The organism is Mesorhizobium sp. WSM4830 (genome assembly GCF_055811495.1).
Map to the genome: position 1 here is coordinate 1 of NZ_JBVVQI010000061.1, position 13,743 is coordinate 13,743.

Below are 13,743 nucleotides of genomic sequence, written 5' to 3' on the forward strand. Positions count from 1 at the left end.
CCCCCGCCCCCGCACGCCGCCCGCGCGGCGGCGCGGGCCCGCCCCCCCCCCCCCCCTCCCCCGCCCCCCCCCCCCCCCCCCCGCCACCCCCCCCCCCCCCCCCGGCGGCCGCTGCGCGCCCACCTCTCCCCCGCCTTGCGGGGGCGAGGAACCCAGGTCTTCAGAGGTCGGCAGGACAGGCCCCTTGTAACTCTGCATTTGCTGAAGCCGTCACGGAGCGGATGCAATGGGTGAGGGGCTTTCGCGCCGTGGTCGGCTATCGGCACCTCCTGAACAAAAACGCCGCGGTTAGAGCCGCGGCGCTTCGAAGTCGATCTCTCCTGGGTCGGAGCCTAGCTTGACGGCTGGGGTTCCATGCCGCCTTCGGGCTCGGGGCCCTTCTTGCGGCGTCCGGACTTCGGCACGGCCGAGCCGCGGCTCGGCGGTGTGTCGTCGCCGAGGTCGCGTGCGGGCTTATTGCCGGCGATCAGTTGCTTGATCTCCTCGCCGGACAGCGTCTCGTATTCGAGCAGGCCCTGCGCCAGCGCGATCCATTCCTTCTTTTTCTTGGTCAGGATGGACCTTGCCGTCGAATAGGCCTCGTCGATCAGCCGGCGCACTTCGGCGTCGATGATCTGCGCCGTCTCTTCCGAGATATTCTGCGTGCGCGCCACCGAATGGCCGAGGAACACTTCCTCCTGGTTGTCGCCATAGGCGACATGGCCGAGCTTGTCGGAGAAGCCCCAGCGCGTCACCATGGCGCGCGCCAGCTTGGTCGCCTGCTCGATATCGGAGGAGGCGCCTGAGGTGATGTTCTCCTTGCCGAATTTGAATTCCTCGGCGACACGGCCGCCCATCATGATGGCGAGGCGCGAGATCATGTATTTGTAGCTCATCGAGTAGCGATCGCCTTCCGGCAGCTGCATGACCATGCCGAGTGCCCGGCCGCGCGGGATGATGGTCGCCTTGTGCAGCGGATCGGCCGACGGCACGTTGAGCGCCAGGATGGCATGGCCGGCCTCATGATAGGCGGTCAGCTCCTTCTCGGCCTGCGTCATCGCTGACGAGCGGCGCTCGGCGCCCATCATGATCTTGTCCTTGGCGTCCTCGAATTCGGCCATGGTGACGAGGCGCTTGTTGCGCCGCGCCGCCATCAGCGCGGATTCGTTGACCAGGTTCATCAGGTCGGCGCCGGAAAAGCCCGGCGTGCCGCGCGCGATCACCTTGAGGTCGACATTGGGCGCCAGCGGCACGTTGCGCACATGCACTTTCAGGATCTTCTCGCGGCCGACGATGTCGGGGTTCGGCACCACCACCTGGCGGTCGAAGCGGCCCGGCCTCAGCAGCGCCGGATCGAGCACGTCTGGCCGGTTGGTGGCGGCGATCAGGATGATGCTTTCGTTGGATTCGAAGCCATCCATCTCGACCAGCAGCTGGTTCAGCGTCTGCTCGCGCTCGTCATTGCCGCCGCCGAGGCCGGCGCCGCGATGGCGGCCGACCGCGTCGATTTCGTCGATGAAGATGATGCAAGGCGCGTTCTTCTTGGCCTGGTCGAACATATCGCGGACGCGGCTTGCGCCGACGCCGACGAACATCTCGACAAAGTCCGAGCCCGAAATGGTGAAGAACGGCACGTTGGCTTCACCGGCGACCGAGCGGGCGAGCAGCGTCTTGCCGGTTCCGGGAGGACCGACGAGCAGCACGCCGCGCGGGATCTTGCCGCCGAGCCGCTGGAATTTCTGCGGGTCGCGCAGGAACTCGACGATTTCTTCCAGATCTTCCTTGGCTTCGTCGACGCCGGCGACGTCCTGGAAGGTGACGCGGCCATGCGCTTCTGTCAAAAGCTTGGCCTTCGACTTGCCGAAGCCCATGGCGCGGCCGGAACCGGATTGCATCTGGCGCATGAAGAATATCCAGACGCCGAGGATGAGGATCATCGGCAGCCAGGAGATCAGGGTGCCGAACAGCGAATTGGAGCCGTCGGACTCAGGACGCGCATTGATGGTGACGTTCTTGTCCTGCAGCCGTGAAACCAGCGACGGGTCCCCGGGCGAATAGGTCTGGAACCCGTTTGAGCTGTCCGTGTAGTTGCCGGAGATACGGGCGCCGGCGATGGTTACCGACTTGATCCGTCCCGCCGCGACTTCCTGCAGGAACTGCGAATAGGGGACATCGCTCGAGGCTCCACGCGTCTGCGGCGTCTGGAAAAGATTGAAGAGAGCGATGAGCAGGACCGCTATGATCGCCCAGAGCGCAAGGTTGCGATAATTCGGATTCATCAATTGTCCCGTTGGCGCCGCTGGGCGGACACGCGTCGTGAGAGGAAACTTGGCCCTAACATAGGGAGAGCGTTCCCCCTTGCCAAGCATAACAGCAGGTCTCAGTTAAGCTTTCGCCCGTGGTAGGCCGGCACTGTGGCCGCCGAATGGCGAGGCTGGAACCGGCGCCGCGCCAAGCAAGGCAGCGATGCCATCGGCCGGCGCCAGATCGAAGGACGGCAGGAAACGGGCGAAGGGCGCAACTGCCGGATATGCGGCGACCGCCGCCGGCATCGGGCTTTCCCCGGGCAAACCCGGGCCTTCCCCGAGCAGGCCAAGGCATTCGCCATCCCGCCACAGCGCCGGCTCGGCGGCCAAGGCGGCACGCACAAGGCTTGCCGGCGTGCCATGCCCGGCAATTGCCCGCTTTGCGGCAAGAGCCGCCCCGAGCGGTGCTACCAACGGCGGTGCGATCAACAATGCACCCGGACTGTCTCCCAATGTGATCCGTCTGCGGCCGTCCCAAAGGGCATTGTCGGAAACGTCGACAGCGGGTGGCAGATCGCGCAATTCGCGATGCAGAAAGATGCCGGCACGCCGGGCATCGATCACGGTCCGCGACAATGTGGCACAAAGCGACCCGGTGCGGAGCCGGCCGAAAAGGGCTTCGCTGCGGGCCTGGTCGGGAAGGAAGGCGGTGCCGCCGGTCGCCGCCAGCAGGATACGCAGCGCATAGATGGCCGCCCGGCTGTCGGCGGCCGTCGCAAAATCCCGATCGAGGCGGATGAGGCCGGCGGCCGGCCTGGAGACCAGGCTGCGGATCAGCATGGCCGCGCGATGTCCCAGCTGCTCACGCTCGGCCGCCGCCTTTCTGGCCAGTGCTATCGCTTCAGCCACGCGAGGCGCACCGTCGCCTTCGGCAAGTGCTGCGCGGACGCGCGGCCGCTCGAAACCGGTGTCGGCATTGGTCGGATCTTCGATCCAGGCAACCTGTTCACGCCGCAGGAATTCGCGCAGCTCAGCACGCCTTACGCCGAGCAGCGGCCGCACGATCCAGTGCCGCCACTCGTAGAGGGTTGCCGGCGCCATGCCGGCAAGGCCCCGCGGCTTCTCATCAGTTGGCAGCTCGTCACGTGCTTGCCGCATCAGCACGGTCTCGGCCTGGTCGTCGGCGGTGTGGCCGGTCAGGATCAGGCCGATGCCTTCCGCTTCGGCGGCCTCGGCGAGCAGCCGGTATCGCGCCTCGCGCGCGGCGGCGGGCAGGCCGGTCGATGGTTTGTGCCCCGACCAGGCGAGAATGCGATGGGCAATGCCGCGCGCCGCGCACAGCCTGGCCACTGCTTGCGCTTCCGCTGCCGCTTGCGGCCGCAATTGATGATCGATCGTCACCGCCAGCAATTTCGTTGCCGGCGCGGTACGGTCGAGATGGGCTTTGAGGAGGAGGAGAAGGGCGGTCGAATCGCTGCCGCCGGACACGGCCGCAACAGCGCCGTTGGAAAAGTCGATCCGCGAAAAATCCGAAAGGTCAGGCTCGGTGTCGAGCATCATGCATGTCGCCCAAAAGTGGGCCCGGTTTTGGGGCAACGACATGCAGCGGAACAACTAGCACGCCGCGAGCGCCCTTTCCTGCTTGACCCGCTCCTTGAGCGCGCCGGAAATATCGGGGTAGCGCTTGCCGATCTCGCTGAAAGTGGCACAGGCCACATCACGCTGCTTCAGCCCGACCAGTGAAACGCCGAGCTTCAGCAGCATGTCGGGCGCTTTCTTGGCCTTGGGATAGTCCTTGCTGGCAGCGAGGAAAATCTCGGCCGCATCGCGGTATTTCTGCTGGCCGAGCAGCGATTCACCGAGCCAGTAATGCGCGTCCGCCGCTTTGGCGTCCCTGGGAAAACGGGCGATGTGGTCGCGGAAACCCTGTTCGGCGGTGCTGTAGTCGCCCGACAGGATGAACTGGTAAGAATTGCGGTAAAGCTCCTCCGGATCGTTGGTCGAGGGGAGTGCCGCGACCACCGTATCGTCGGATTTGCCGGCCTTGTTGCCGACTGCGCTGGCGCCGTTGGCTGGGGCCGTATTCTGCTCCGGCGCGTTCGCCTGCGCATTGCCGTCGGCTTCGACGACATTGCCGTTTTTGTCGACGGTGATGGTGCCGAACGTCTTGGGCGGCGCGCCGGGGATCAGCTTGCCGGGATCGCTGTTGGGCGATTCGACGATGACGTCCTCGACGCTTTTGCCGCCGTCTGCCGCCTTGCCCGCATCGGCCGGAGCCGGCGTTGCCGGTGCCTCCGCCACGTTATTGTCGCCGTTGGGGCCGTCGCTGCCAGGCGCCGCCTCGGATTTCTTCTGCTCGGCCGGCTGCTGCGCGCCTTGCGGACCGCCTTCCAGCTGCTGGAAGCGGAATTCGTTGTCTTCCTGCTGCTTGCGGATCTGCTCCTGCATCTGCAGGACCTGGAAATTGAGTTCCTCGATCTTGCCGTTCATCTGCCGGAGCTGTTCCTCCAGCGCCGGAGTGCCGGTGCCGTCCTGTTGCGCGAACTGAACCTGATCCGGCTTTTTCTTTTCGCCGAAAATGCCGGGCAGTTTGATCGTCGGCAGATGGAAGGAAAAACCGCTGTCCGATGACTGCTCGGTGCCGTTTGCCCCGATACCGTCAGCAAGTGCCGCGATACTTGATACGAGCAGCAGCGCAAGCGTGCCGCTCAAGACCGATCTGAAATGCATGTGCCTCTCGCCGTGAAACCATTGTTGCGCGCCTCTCACTCGAAGTAGACCAGCCAACTGGGGACTAGCCAGACGCTCTCGGCTCTTAACAGGACGTGAGACTTCGGCCAAATTTTGTTTGGAGCGGGCAGATATGAAAAAGGCGGCCCTGCGGCCGCCTTTCGCACCAAGTGTTGCATTTTTGCCGATCAGGAGCCGGCGCCGCCCAGCGTGGTAACGGCGCGCCGGTTCTGCGACCAGCAGGAGATGTCGTCGCAAACCGCGACCGGACGCTCCTTGCCGTAGGAAATGGTCTTCAGGCGCTGCGCCGAAACGCCCTTGGCGACCAGGAAGTCGCGGGTGGCGGCAGCACGGCGGGCGCCGAGCGCCAGATTGTATTCGCGCGTGCCGCGCTCGTCGGCATGGCCTTCGATGACGATGGCATACTGCTTGTACTGGTTCAGCCACTGCGCCTGGCGCGACAGCGTCGTCTGCGCATCGGCGCGGATCGAGGACGAATCGGTGTCGAAGAAGATGCGGTCGCCGATGTTGACGGTGAAGTCCTGGGCCGAACCGGGCGTTGCCGCGCCGGCGCCGTTGAGGCCGAGATCGGCGGCGCTGTTCGGCGTCTTCTTCGAGGCGCAACCGGTGATCGCGAGCATCGCGACCAGCGCGATCATGACCGGGTTTGTGGTAAGTGCTGCGATACGGCCCATGCCGCCTCTCCTTCGCAATTCGAGTGATTTCATTGATCGTCCAGTAACCACGTTTGGGTTAACCGGCGCTCAAGAAACACGGTTAAAATTTGGTTTCGGCTGCCGTCCACAACCGTTCTGCCGAGGGCTACTCAAGGGCGACAATGAGCGCGGACCGTAGGCGGAAATGCGGCCAAAACATGAAAAAGAGGGAATTGAGGAACTGAAGAACTGAGGAATTGAAGAAAAGGAATTACGTCAGCTTCTCTCTGAGGCTCACGAGCATCCCATGGATTTGGGCATAAGATCGCCGCCAGGCGTCGAGTTGGGACTGCGTGATGTATTGAAGATCGAAGGCGTAAGATATCCACGTCTCCACTTCGCTGCATGACCCCACCGCCATCGAAACGAAGCGAGCGAATTCGGCTTTGGAATGGCTCTGCTTGCAAATCCCTCAGCTAAATTGGCGCAGATTGCCTTACTCGAGCGTCGCAATTGATCGGCAAGCGCGTATTGCTCAATTTTCGGAAAAGCAAGCGTGGCTCTATGCACCTCAAGAGAAACCGCGTAGGCGCGTTTGTAGACTTCCAGCTCCCTCGCACGCTCAACGTAGCGCCCCGGCTTCTCCATCTCCTCAGTTCTTCAGTTCTTCAATTCCTCTGTTCTTCTTCCGTCACTCCAGCAACGGCGACCAGGCCGGATCCGAGGCGAAGTTCGCCGTCGGGATCAACTGTTCGTTGCGGCCGGTGAGATCGACCGAAACAAGTTTTGGTCCACCATTGGAATCGCGGAAGAACATCAGCACCCGGCCGTTGGGTGCCCAGGTCGGCCCTTCCTGCTGAAAGCCGGTGGACAGGATGCGCTCACCCGAACCGTCGGTGCGCATGACGCCGATCTGGAATTCGCCGCCGGTCTGCTTGGTGAAGGCGATGAGATCGCCGCGCGGCGACCACACCGGCGTCGAATAGACGCCGTCGCCGAACGAGATTCGGGTCTGGCCCGAGCCGTCGGCGCCCATCACATAAATCTGCGCGCGGCCGCCGCGGTCCGAGGTGAACACCACCTTGCTGCCGTCAGGCGAGTAGGACGGTGAGGTGTCGATGGCGGTCGAATTGGTAAGCCTGGTTGTCGAGCGGCTTCTCAGATCCATGGCGAAGATGTTGGAATTGCCGTCGTCGCGCAGCAGGCTCATGATCACCTTCTGGCCGTCCGGCGAAAAGCGCGGCGCAAACGTCATGCCGGGGAAATTGCCGACCAGCTCGCGCTGCCCCGTCTCGATCTGCAAAAGGTACACCCGCGGCTGACCGCTCTCATAGGACATGTAGGTGATTTCCTGCCGGTTCGGCGAGAAGCGCGGCGTCAGCACGATCGATTTGCCGTTCGAGAGATAGCGGACGTTGGCGCCGTCCTGGTCCATGATGGCAAGCCGCTTCTTGCGCGCATTCTTGGCACCGGACTCGTCGATGAAGACGACGCGCGTGTCGAAATAGCCCTTCTCGCCGGTCAGCCGCTCGTAGATCGCGTCGGCGATGATATGGGCGACGCGCCTGGTATTGGCGTCGTTGGCGAAGAACTGTTCGCCCGACATCTGCTGGCCGGCGAAGGTGTCCCACAGCCGGTACTGGGCACGGATGCGGCCGTCTGCCTCCTTGCCAACGCTGCCGGTGACCAGAGCCTGGGCGTTGATCACCTTCCAGTCCTCGAAGCGCGGCGTGGCATCCGGGTTCGATATCTTTTCAATGAAAGCGCTTTTGTCGATCGGCGCGAACAGCCCGGAGCGTTTCAGGTCGGCACTGACGATGCCGGAAATCTCGGCGCCGAGCGCATCGCCGCCCTGGAAGTCCGTGATGGCGATCGGCAACGGCTCGACATTGCCCTTGTTGACGTTGAGCTCAACGAGCGCCCGCGCCGGCAGGGTGACGGCAACGGTCATACCCAGCGCCATCGCTGCGATCGTCAGGAGCGGCTTGAGGATGGATTTCATGTCTTCTCGCTTCTCTTCGCTGATTCTGTGGGAGCCGGGCCTAAAGACCGAGCATCTCCCTGGGGTCGAAAGTGACCCGAACGTCGGACCAGATGTCTTGCTTGCCCGCCGGAACCTGCAGGCCGGCCATGTCGCATTTCTGAACCGCGCGCACTGCACTTTCGTCAAACGGGCGGTTTCCGCTCGACTTTTCAACGCTCGGCCGGCCATCCAGCTTGCCGGAGGCGTCCAGATTAAACCGGACCACCACGACGAAATTCTCCGAACCCTCGAGCCCTGCCGGAAGCGTCCAACAACCGCCAAGCTGGGCCTCCAATGCCCCCTGCTCCGATTTCGAAAGCTTCTGGCCCTGATCCTTGTCGCCGCCGAGGGATGCTTGCTGGGTCGAGCGCTTGGCGCCGCCGCCGGACGGCTTCCGCTTGTCGAGCAGAGCCGAAATCTCGTCGGCGTTGAATTGCTTGTCGTCCGATTTCGGCCTGGACGAGGCTTCCTTGACCGGCTTGTCGGCATCCTTGCGCTCGGGCGCCTTGGCGCTTTCGGCCTGGGCCGGCTGCGGCTTCGGCCGAGCCTCGGGTGCTGGCGCCGAGTCCGGAAGCTGCGCCTCCTCGGTTGGCGGTTGCTTGGCAATCGCCTCGGCGACGGCGTCCGGCTTGACCTCGGGCTGCGGCTCGATCGCGGCAGTCTTGTCCTGCGGCGGCGTGGGCGTCGGCTCCTTGGCCGGGGTCGGCTTGGGTTCGGTCTGCTTGACAGGCTCGGGCTTGACCTCTTCCTTCGGCTGCGGCACCGGCGCCACCTCCGTAGCGGGAATAGGCTTCGGCTCTTCCTTCGGCTTCGGCACGTCCTCAGGCTTGGGCTTCTCGACCGGGGTCGGCGCGGGTGGCGGAGCTGCCGTCATATCGACTGGCTGAGGCTTGGCCTCAGGCGTCGGCGGTTTGTCGGTGTCGACACTGTTCTCGCCGACTTTCTGGGCGTCGGGAACGATGTCGGGACGCTGCGTCGGCAGCGGCGCCGGCTTATCGTGCATCACAGATTTCTTGTCGCCTTGCAGGACCTGTGCCGTCGCTTCCATCGGCACGATCTCGACCGACACCGATTCCGCATCGGACGCAGGCATCGCGGGCGGCGAGGACAACGTGAACAGCCCGAAGGCGATCGCCACCGTATGCAAGATCACCGATGTGGTGAGGCCGGTCCTCATCTTGCGTCTATTGATCCTGTTCCTGCAGTGAAACCAGGCCGATATTCTTGTAGCCGGCAGCCGAGATGCGGGCCATCACCTTCATGGCCGTGCCGTAATCCGTCGCCTTGTCACCCCTGATGAAAATGCGCTCGTCATAGCCGGTCTTCGAGATCGCCTGCAGCTTCGCCACCAATTCCTCGATCGGGATCTCGGTTTCCTGGAGGTAGATCTGACCGGCCGGGTTGATGGACACGGTTATAGGCTGCGTATCGGCGTTCATCGCTTTGGCCTGGGTATCCGGCAGGTCGATCGGCACGCCGACCGTCAGCAAGGGTGCTGCGACCATGAAGATGATGAGCAGCACCAGCATCACGTCGACCATCGGCGTGACGTTGATCTCCGATATCAAGGCGTGATGGCGGCCGCGCCGCCTGTGGCCGCGCCCGCCGCGTCCTCCACCACCTGCGCTTACGGACATTCCCATGATCGTTCCTCAGGCCTTCTGCGCGACTTTTTCATCGATTTGGCGCGAGAGTATGGCGGAGAACTCATCCGCGAAGCCTTCCATGCGCACGGCGATCTTGCTGGCGTCCGACGACAGCTTGTTATAGGCGATGACGGCGGGAATGGCGGCGAGCAGGCCGATGGCCGTCGCCAGCAGCGCTTCGGCGATGCCGGGCGCGACCACCGACAGGCTGGTGTTCTTCGAGGCGGCGATCGCCTGGAACGAGGTCATGATGCCGATAACCGTGCCGAACAGGCCGATGAAGGGCGCCGCCGAGCCGGTGGTGGCGAGAAAGCCGAGCCGCCCTTCCAGCTTTTCCATCTCGCGGGTCAGCGCCAGATCCATCGCCTTGTCGATGCGGGTCTGCAGGCCGAGCGGCGATTTCGCGCCCTTCTCGAAGCTCTTCTTCCATTCGCGCATGGCGGCGACGAAGATCGCACTCATGCCGGTCGTCTTGCGGTCAGCGAGCGTGCGGTAAAGTTCTTCCAGCGACTGTCCCGACCAGAACACCTGTTCGAAGCGATTGAGCGCCAGCCGCATGCGGGCATAGGCGACGAGCTTGTCGACGATGATCGCCCAGGTCCAGATCGAGGCGCAGAGCAAGCCGATCATGACCAGCTTGACCACCCAACCGGCCTGCATGAACAAGGCCCAAATCGATAAATGCGCGCCCGGGTCGGCGAGAGCGATGTTTTCCATGTTACGTCCTTAAAGATTTTCCGGGCGTGGCTGGCGGCTGGCCCATGGGCATCCCTTGTGGTCCGTTCGCGTTAAGCTTGCGGAATAACCCCAAATGCACCGTTGGCGGCCTTTTCAGGGCAAATATTGGTGAAAGGAAGGCGCTTGGATTCTTCCAATCTTAACCAATCCCTTCATGGACCGTTATGGTTAAGGATGGGTTAGGACGTACAGCGCGGCGCATTGCCGCGCCCCGACGAGCGCCCGGTGATCCTGGCCCGGACGGGAGCTCCGGGATCGTTTGCCTCTGAACCTTTATTTGCGCGTTCTGGGCATGAAGGCCGCGATCCAGTCCTTCGGAAAGCGCCGCGGCCGGCCATTCTCGCCGACGATCGCCGCTTCGACCCGCGCCTCGACCAGCACTTCGCTGCCGCGTTTCAACTGCTGCGCCATGACGATGCGGGCGCCGGAAATGTCTTCGGTGCGCGTATCGATGGTCAGGATGTCGTCCATGCGGGCCGAACCGCGAAAATCGATCTCCATGCGCCGCACCACCCAGACTATTTTCTCGCCATGCTTGCCGTCGGCAAGCTCGGTGTGGTGGACGCCGGCCAGCCGCAGATAGTCGGAACGGCCGCGCTCGAAGAATTCGAGATAGCGCGCGTGGTAGACGACGCCGGAAAAATCGGTGTCTGCATAATAGACCCGCGCCATCAATCGATGGCCGAATTCCGTCAGCGCGCCGGAAAGCCCGGCGGACAATGCCGATTCACCGTGATCGTCCATTGCGCTGTCCTTTTGGCCCGACGGGCCCTGTTTCAAGCAACACCTGTTTTGCGCATAGACCGGCGATGATCAAGACCTGGAGGGCGGGGCCGGGAACTGCCAGCACCGAAGCCATAAGCAGCGGAACTTACGGCTCTTCCTGGAAGAGGCTGATCTGCTGCTGCGCCAGGTCCTTCGGCGCCTCGAGGCCGAGATGCCGCCAGGCATTGGCCGCCAGCACGCGGCCGCGCGGCGTGCGCATGATAAAGCCTTGCTGGATCAGAAAGGGCTCGATGATGTCCTCGATGGCATCGCGTGGCTCCGAAAGCCCGGCCGCGATGGTCTCGATGCCGACCGGCCCGCCGCCGAAATTCCGGGCGATCATCTGGAGATAACGGCGGTCGAGCGCGTCGAGGCCGAGCCCGTCGACCTCCAGCCGCGTCAGCGCCTCATCGGCGATCTTGCGGTCGACATGGCCGTCGCCGGCAACGCTGGCGAAGTCGCGCACCCGGCGCAACAGCCGGCCGGCGATGCGCGGCGTGCCGCGCGCCCTCCGGGCGATCTCCAAGGCACCGTCGTCGCCGAGCGGCATGGCAAGGATGCGGGCACCGCGCCGCACGATCTGCTCGAGTTCCTCGACGGAATAGAAATTGAGCCTTACCGGAATGCCGAAGCGGTCGCGCAGCGGGTTGGTCAACAGGCCGAGCCGGGTGGTGGCGGCGACGAGCGTGAAGCGGGCAAGGTCGATCTTCACCGAGCGGGCCGCCGGCCCCTCGCCAATGATCAGGTCGAGCTGGAAATCCTCCATCGCCGGATAGAGGATTTCCTCGACCGCCGGGTTGAGCCGGTGGATCTCGTCGATGAACAGCACGTCGCGGTCTTCGAGGTTGGTCAGCAGCGCCGCGAGATCGCCGGCCTTAGCGATGACCGGACCCGAGGTCGAGCGGAAATTGACGCCGAGTTCGCGCGCCATGATTTGCGCCAGCGTCGTCTTGCCGAGGCCGGGCGGCCCGACGAACAGCACATGGTCGAGCGCTTCGCTGCGGCCCTTGGCGGCTTCGATGAACACTTTGAGATTGGCCCGCACCGCAGCCTGGCCGACGAAGTCGCCAAGCGTCTGCGGCCGCAAGGTCTGCTCGGCGTCCTCGCCGCGTCTGTCGGGAGCAATGAGGCGTGGCGAAAGGCTCATGCGCATACCGCTCGAAGGAAAAAGTTCGTATCGACACGGATCAAGGTCACCCGGCACCCTCTCGTTCGGCGTCTTGCTGCTCGCCAACAACATGGCGGCCTACTGCATCTCTTACCACCGCGTCGATCTGTTCCAACGTAACGGGCCCGTCAGGTGGATCACCTAGAAATCCAGCGAGGTCGGCAAATTCGAGATTGCGCGGCGTTCCTATCAGGAGACCCTCCACGACCGTCCAGGCAACAGTATCGCCTGACTTGAGCGACAACTCGTTCCGGACTTTCTTTGGAATCGTAAGCTGCCCCCTGGAGGTCAAGCCCGCATATCCGACCATGCTCTTGTTCCTAGTCGGAATTTATTTGTCGGGCAACGTCTCACCGTGCCAGCTCCTTTAGCCCGAAGCGGATCAGCTTCGACGCGTCCGCCTCTTCGCCCGCCGTCTTCAGCGCCGCCGCCACTGCATTGGCGGCGGTGTCGCGCGAGTAGCCGAGATTGACCAGCGCCGAGACCGCGTCGGTGATCGGCGCCGAAGCAACGCCCTCACCGAGCTCCTGCTTCAGGCCGATGGTGCCGGAGGCAGTGCCCGCATAGGCCGGCGCCTTGTTCTTCAATTCGGTGACGATGCGCTCGGCCACCTTCTTGCCGACGCCAGGCGCCCGGCTGACCATGGCGATATCGCGCAACGCAATCGCGTTGGCGAGGTCGGCTGGCGCCAGCGTCGACAGGATGGCCAGCGCCACCTTGGCGCCGACGCCCTGTACATTGTTCATCAACAGCCGGAACCATTCCCGCTCCAGCACCGACTGGAAGCCGTAGAGCCGCAGCATGTCCTCGCGCACATAGGTCTCGATGAACAGCACCACCGCCTCGCCGGGCGGCGGCAATGCGGCAAGCGTGCGCGCCGAGCAATAGGCGACATAGCCGACGCCATGCACGTCGACGATGCAGAAATCCTCGTCGATCTCGTCCAGCGTGCCTTTTAGCTTGCCGATCATTTGCGATCCCTCATGCCAGCGCCGCCATCCTGTAGGCGATGCTCTGCCGGTGATGCGCGTGACAGATGGCGATAGCCAGCGCGTCGGCGGCATCGTCGCTGTCGAAAGTCGCTTTCGGCATCAGTACCTTGACCATCATGTGGATCTGCTTCTTGTCGCCATGGCCGACGCCGATCACCGCCTTTTTGACGGCGTTTGGCGCATATTCGGCAACGACGAGGCCGGCGCGCGCCGGCACCAGCATCGCGATGCCGCGTGCCTGGCCGAGTTTGAGCGTAGCCGCGGCGTCCTTGTTGACGAAAGTTTGCTCGACCGCCGCCTCGTGCGGCATCGCGGCATGCAGGACCTCGGCGAGCCCGTCATGCAATTGGCAAAGACGGACCGCCAGCGCCGCCTTGTCGTCGGACCGCACGGTGCCGGAGGCGACAAAGCGCAGCGAATTTCCGAGGCTTTCGACGATGCCCCAACCAGTGCGCCTCAGCCCCGGATCGATGCCGATGATGCGAATCGCTTCCCCCATCCGCCAAGTTTACCCTTGGCTAGGGGAGCGATGCCAGCGAAATGTGAACAAACCAGAAACGATGGCTCGTCATGTCCCCTCTGGGACCGTTTCGAAAGTCGCTCCGGCGAGTCATATGGTGGTGGTTTCGAGAACCGGCCTACGCCGGCCGTAGCCTTCATCAGGCGGAGGCGCTTATAAGGGCTTCGGCCGGCGAAGGCCGGAGCGCAGCGGACATTTGGGTCCGTGTTGGGGTGGACGGCCCCCGACGGCATCGTGATGTGCCAGAATGAGGTCGTTGCAGATCTCAATCAAGGGAGAC

General features: G+C 63.7%; 14 protein-coding genes and 1 pseudogene. All 15 read right to left on the bottom strand.

All coding sequences use genetic code 11. The annotated features are described in order from the left end of the window. Positions 1 to 332 precede the first annotated feature (332 nt). Complete coding sequence (gene ftsH / locus AC0L2Y_RS33740; RefSeq protein WP_023677989.1) at positions 333 to 2,258, bottom strand: ATP-dependent zinc metalloprotease FtsH; 1,926 nt, start codon at positions 2,256 to 2,258, stop codon at positions 333 to 335. Positions 2,259 to 2,363: 105 nt separating this feature from the next. Continuing rightward, positions 2,364 to 3,782: a tRNA lysidine(34) synthetase TilS gene (gene tilS / locus AC0L2Y_RS33745; RefSeq protein WP_473562234.1), complete on the bottom strand. Its 1,419-nt coding sequence runs from the start codon at positions 3,780 to 3,782 to the stop codon at positions 2,364 to 2,366. Between the two features lie 57 nt (positions 3,783 to 3,839). Further along, positions 3,840 to 4,955, bottom strand: a complete 1,116-nt coding sequence (gene ybgF / locus AC0L2Y_RS33750) for a tol-pal system protein YbgF (protein WP_473562228.1) — start codon at positions 4,953 to 4,955, stop codon at positions 3,840 to 3,842. Between the two features lie 188 nt (positions 4,956 to 5,143). Further along, complete coding sequence (gene pal, locus AC0L2Y_RS33755) at positions 5,144 to 5,650, bottom strand: peptidoglycan-associated lipoprotein Pal (protein WP_023677992.1); 507 nt, start codon at positions 5,648 to 5,650, stop codon at positions 5,144 to 5,146. Positions 5,651 to 5,882: 232 nt separating this feature from the next. Next, a complete protein-coding gene (locus AC0L2Y_RS33760) occupies positions 5,883 to 6,032 on the bottom strand; it encodes a four helix bundle protein (protein WP_473562229.1) in 150 nt (49 codons plus the stop codon). A gap of 95 nt (positions 6,033 to 6,127) precedes the next feature. Beyond that, positions 6,128 to 6,259: pseudogene (locus AC0L2Y_RS33765) on the bottom strand (four helix bundle protein); the annotation flags it as partial. A gap of 43 nt (positions 6,260 to 6,302) precedes the next feature. Beyond that, a complete protein-coding gene (gene tolB / locus AC0L2Y_RS33770; RefSeq protein WP_473562230.1) occupies positions 6,303 to 7,613 on the bottom strand; it encodes a Tol-Pal system beta propeller repeat protein TolB in 1,311 nt (436 codons plus the stop codon). 40 nt (positions 7,614 to 7,653) lie between these two features. Beyond that, the gene (locus tag AC0L2Y_RS33775) at positions 7,654 to 8,811 is read right to left on the bottom strand and encodes a TonB family protein (RefSeq protein WP_473562231.1); all 1,158 of its coding nucleotides are present in this window, start codon (positions 8,809 to 8,811) and stop codon (positions 7,654 to 7,656) included. Positions 8,812 to 8,818: 7 nt separating this feature from the next. Then, positions 8,819 to 9,277 (bottom strand): protein TolR, encoded by a 459-nt coding sequence (gene tolR, locus AC0L2Y_RS33780; RefSeq protein WP_254816466.1) that lies wholly within the window; start codon positions 9,275 to 9,277, stop codon positions 8,819 to 8,821. A 9-nt stretch (positions 9,278 to 9,286) separates the two neighbouring features. After that, positions 9,287 to 9,997, bottom strand: coding sequence for a protein TolQ (tolQ, locus tag AC0L2Y_RS33785; RefSeq protein ID WP_352489260.1), 711 nt, complete (start codon positions 9,995 to 9,997; stop codon positions 9,287 to 9,289). 294 nt (positions 9,998 to 10,291) lie between these two features. After that, entirely contained in the window at positions 10,292 to 10,762 is a 471-nt protein-coding gene (ybgC, locus tag AC0L2Y_RS33790) for a tol-pal system-associated acyl-CoA thioesterase (protein ID WP_352767624.1), read from the bottom strand. A gap of 127 nt (positions 10,763 to 10,889) precedes the next feature. Next, on the bottom strand, positions 10,890 to 11,930 hold the full coding sequence (gene ruvB / locus AC0L2Y_RS33795) for a Holliday junction branch migration DNA helicase RuvB (RefSeq protein WP_473562232.1): 1,041 nt from the start codon (positions 11,928 to 11,930) through the stop codon (positions 10,890 to 10,892). Positions 11,931 to 11,976: 46 nt separating this feature from the next. Beyond that, a complete protein-coding gene (locus AC0L2Y_RS33800) occupies positions 11,977 to 12,261 on the bottom strand; it encodes an AbrB/MazE/SpoVT family DNA-binding domain-containing protein (protein ID WP_473562233.1) in 285 nt (94 codons plus the stop codon). Positions 12,262 to 12,301: 40 nt separating this feature from the next. Beyond that, positions 12,302 to 12,922, bottom strand: coding sequence for a Holliday junction branch migration protein RuvA (gene ruvA, locus AC0L2Y_RS33805; RefSeq protein WP_352522865.1), 621 nt, complete (start codon positions 12,920 to 12,922; stop codon positions 12,302 to 12,304). Between the two features lie 10 nt (positions 12,923 to 12,932). After that, complete coding sequence (gene ruvC / locus AC0L2Y_RS33810; RefSeq protein WP_352489255.1) at positions 12,933 to 13,442, bottom strand: crossover junction endodeoxyribonuclease RuvC; 510 nt, start codon at positions 13,440 to 13,442, stop codon at positions 12,933 to 12,935. Between the last annotated feature and the right edge of the window lie 301 nt (positions 13,443 to 13,743).

What these genes read in the sequence shown, in the direction of transcription:
- ftsH (WP_023677989.1), bottom strand. Translation starts at nt 2,258, where the DNA reads ATGAATCCGAATTATCGCAACCTTGCGCTCTGGGCGATCATAGCGGTC.
- tilS (WP_473562234.1), bottom strand. Translation starts at nt 3,782, where the DNA reads ATGCTCGACACCGAGCCTGACCTTTCGGATTTTTCGCGGATCGACTTT.
- ybgF (WP_473562228.1), bottom strand. Translation starts at nt 4,955, where the DNA reads ATGCATTTCAGATCGGTCTTGAGCGGCACGCTTGCGCTGCTGCTCGTA.
- pal (WP_023677992.1), bottom strand. Translation starts at nt 5,650, where the DNA reads ATGGGCCGTATCGCAGCACTTACCACAAACCCGGTCATGATCGCGCTG.
- AC0L2Y_RS33760 (WP_473562229.1), bottom strand. Translation starts at nt 6,032, where the DNA reads ATGGCGGTGGGGTCATGCAGCGAAGTGGAGACGTGGATATCTTACGCC.
- tolB (WP_473562230.1), bottom strand. Translation starts at nt 7,613, where the DNA reads ATGAAATCCATCCTCAAGCCGCTCCTGACGATCGCAGCGATGGCGCTG.
- AC0L2Y_RS33775 (WP_473562231.1), bottom strand. Translation starts at nt 8,811, where the DNA reads ATGAGGACCGGCCTCACCACATCGGTGATCTTGCATACGGTGGCGATC.
- tolR (WP_254816466.1), bottom strand. Translation starts at nt 9,277, where the DNA reads ATGGGAATGTCCGTAAGCGCAGGTGGTGGAGGACGCGGCGGGCGCGGC.
- tolQ (WP_352489260.1), bottom strand. Translation starts at nt 9,997, where the DNA reads ATGGAAAACATCGCTCTCGCCGACCCGGGCGCGCATTTATCGATTTGG.
- ybgC (WP_352767624.1), bottom strand. Translation starts at nt 10,762, where the DNA reads ATGGACGATCACGGTGAATCGGCATTGTCCGCCGGGCTTTCCGGCGCG.
- ruvB (WP_473562232.1), bottom strand. Translation starts at nt 11,930, where the DNA reads ATGAGCCTTTCGCCACGCCTCATTGCTCCCGACAGACGCGGCGAGGAC.
- AC0L2Y_RS33800 (WP_473562233.1), bottom strand. Translation starts at nt 12,261, where the DNA reads ATGGTCGGATATGCGGGCTTGACCTCCAGGGGGCAGCTTACGATTCCA.
- ruvA (WP_352522865.1), bottom strand. Translation starts at nt 12,922, where the DNA reads ATGATCGGCAAGCTAAAAGGCACGCTGGACGAGATCGACGAGGATTTC.
- ruvC (WP_352489255.1), bottom strand. Translation starts at nt 13,442, where the DNA reads ATGGGGGAAGCGATTCGCATCATCGGCATCGATCCGGGGCTGAGGCGC.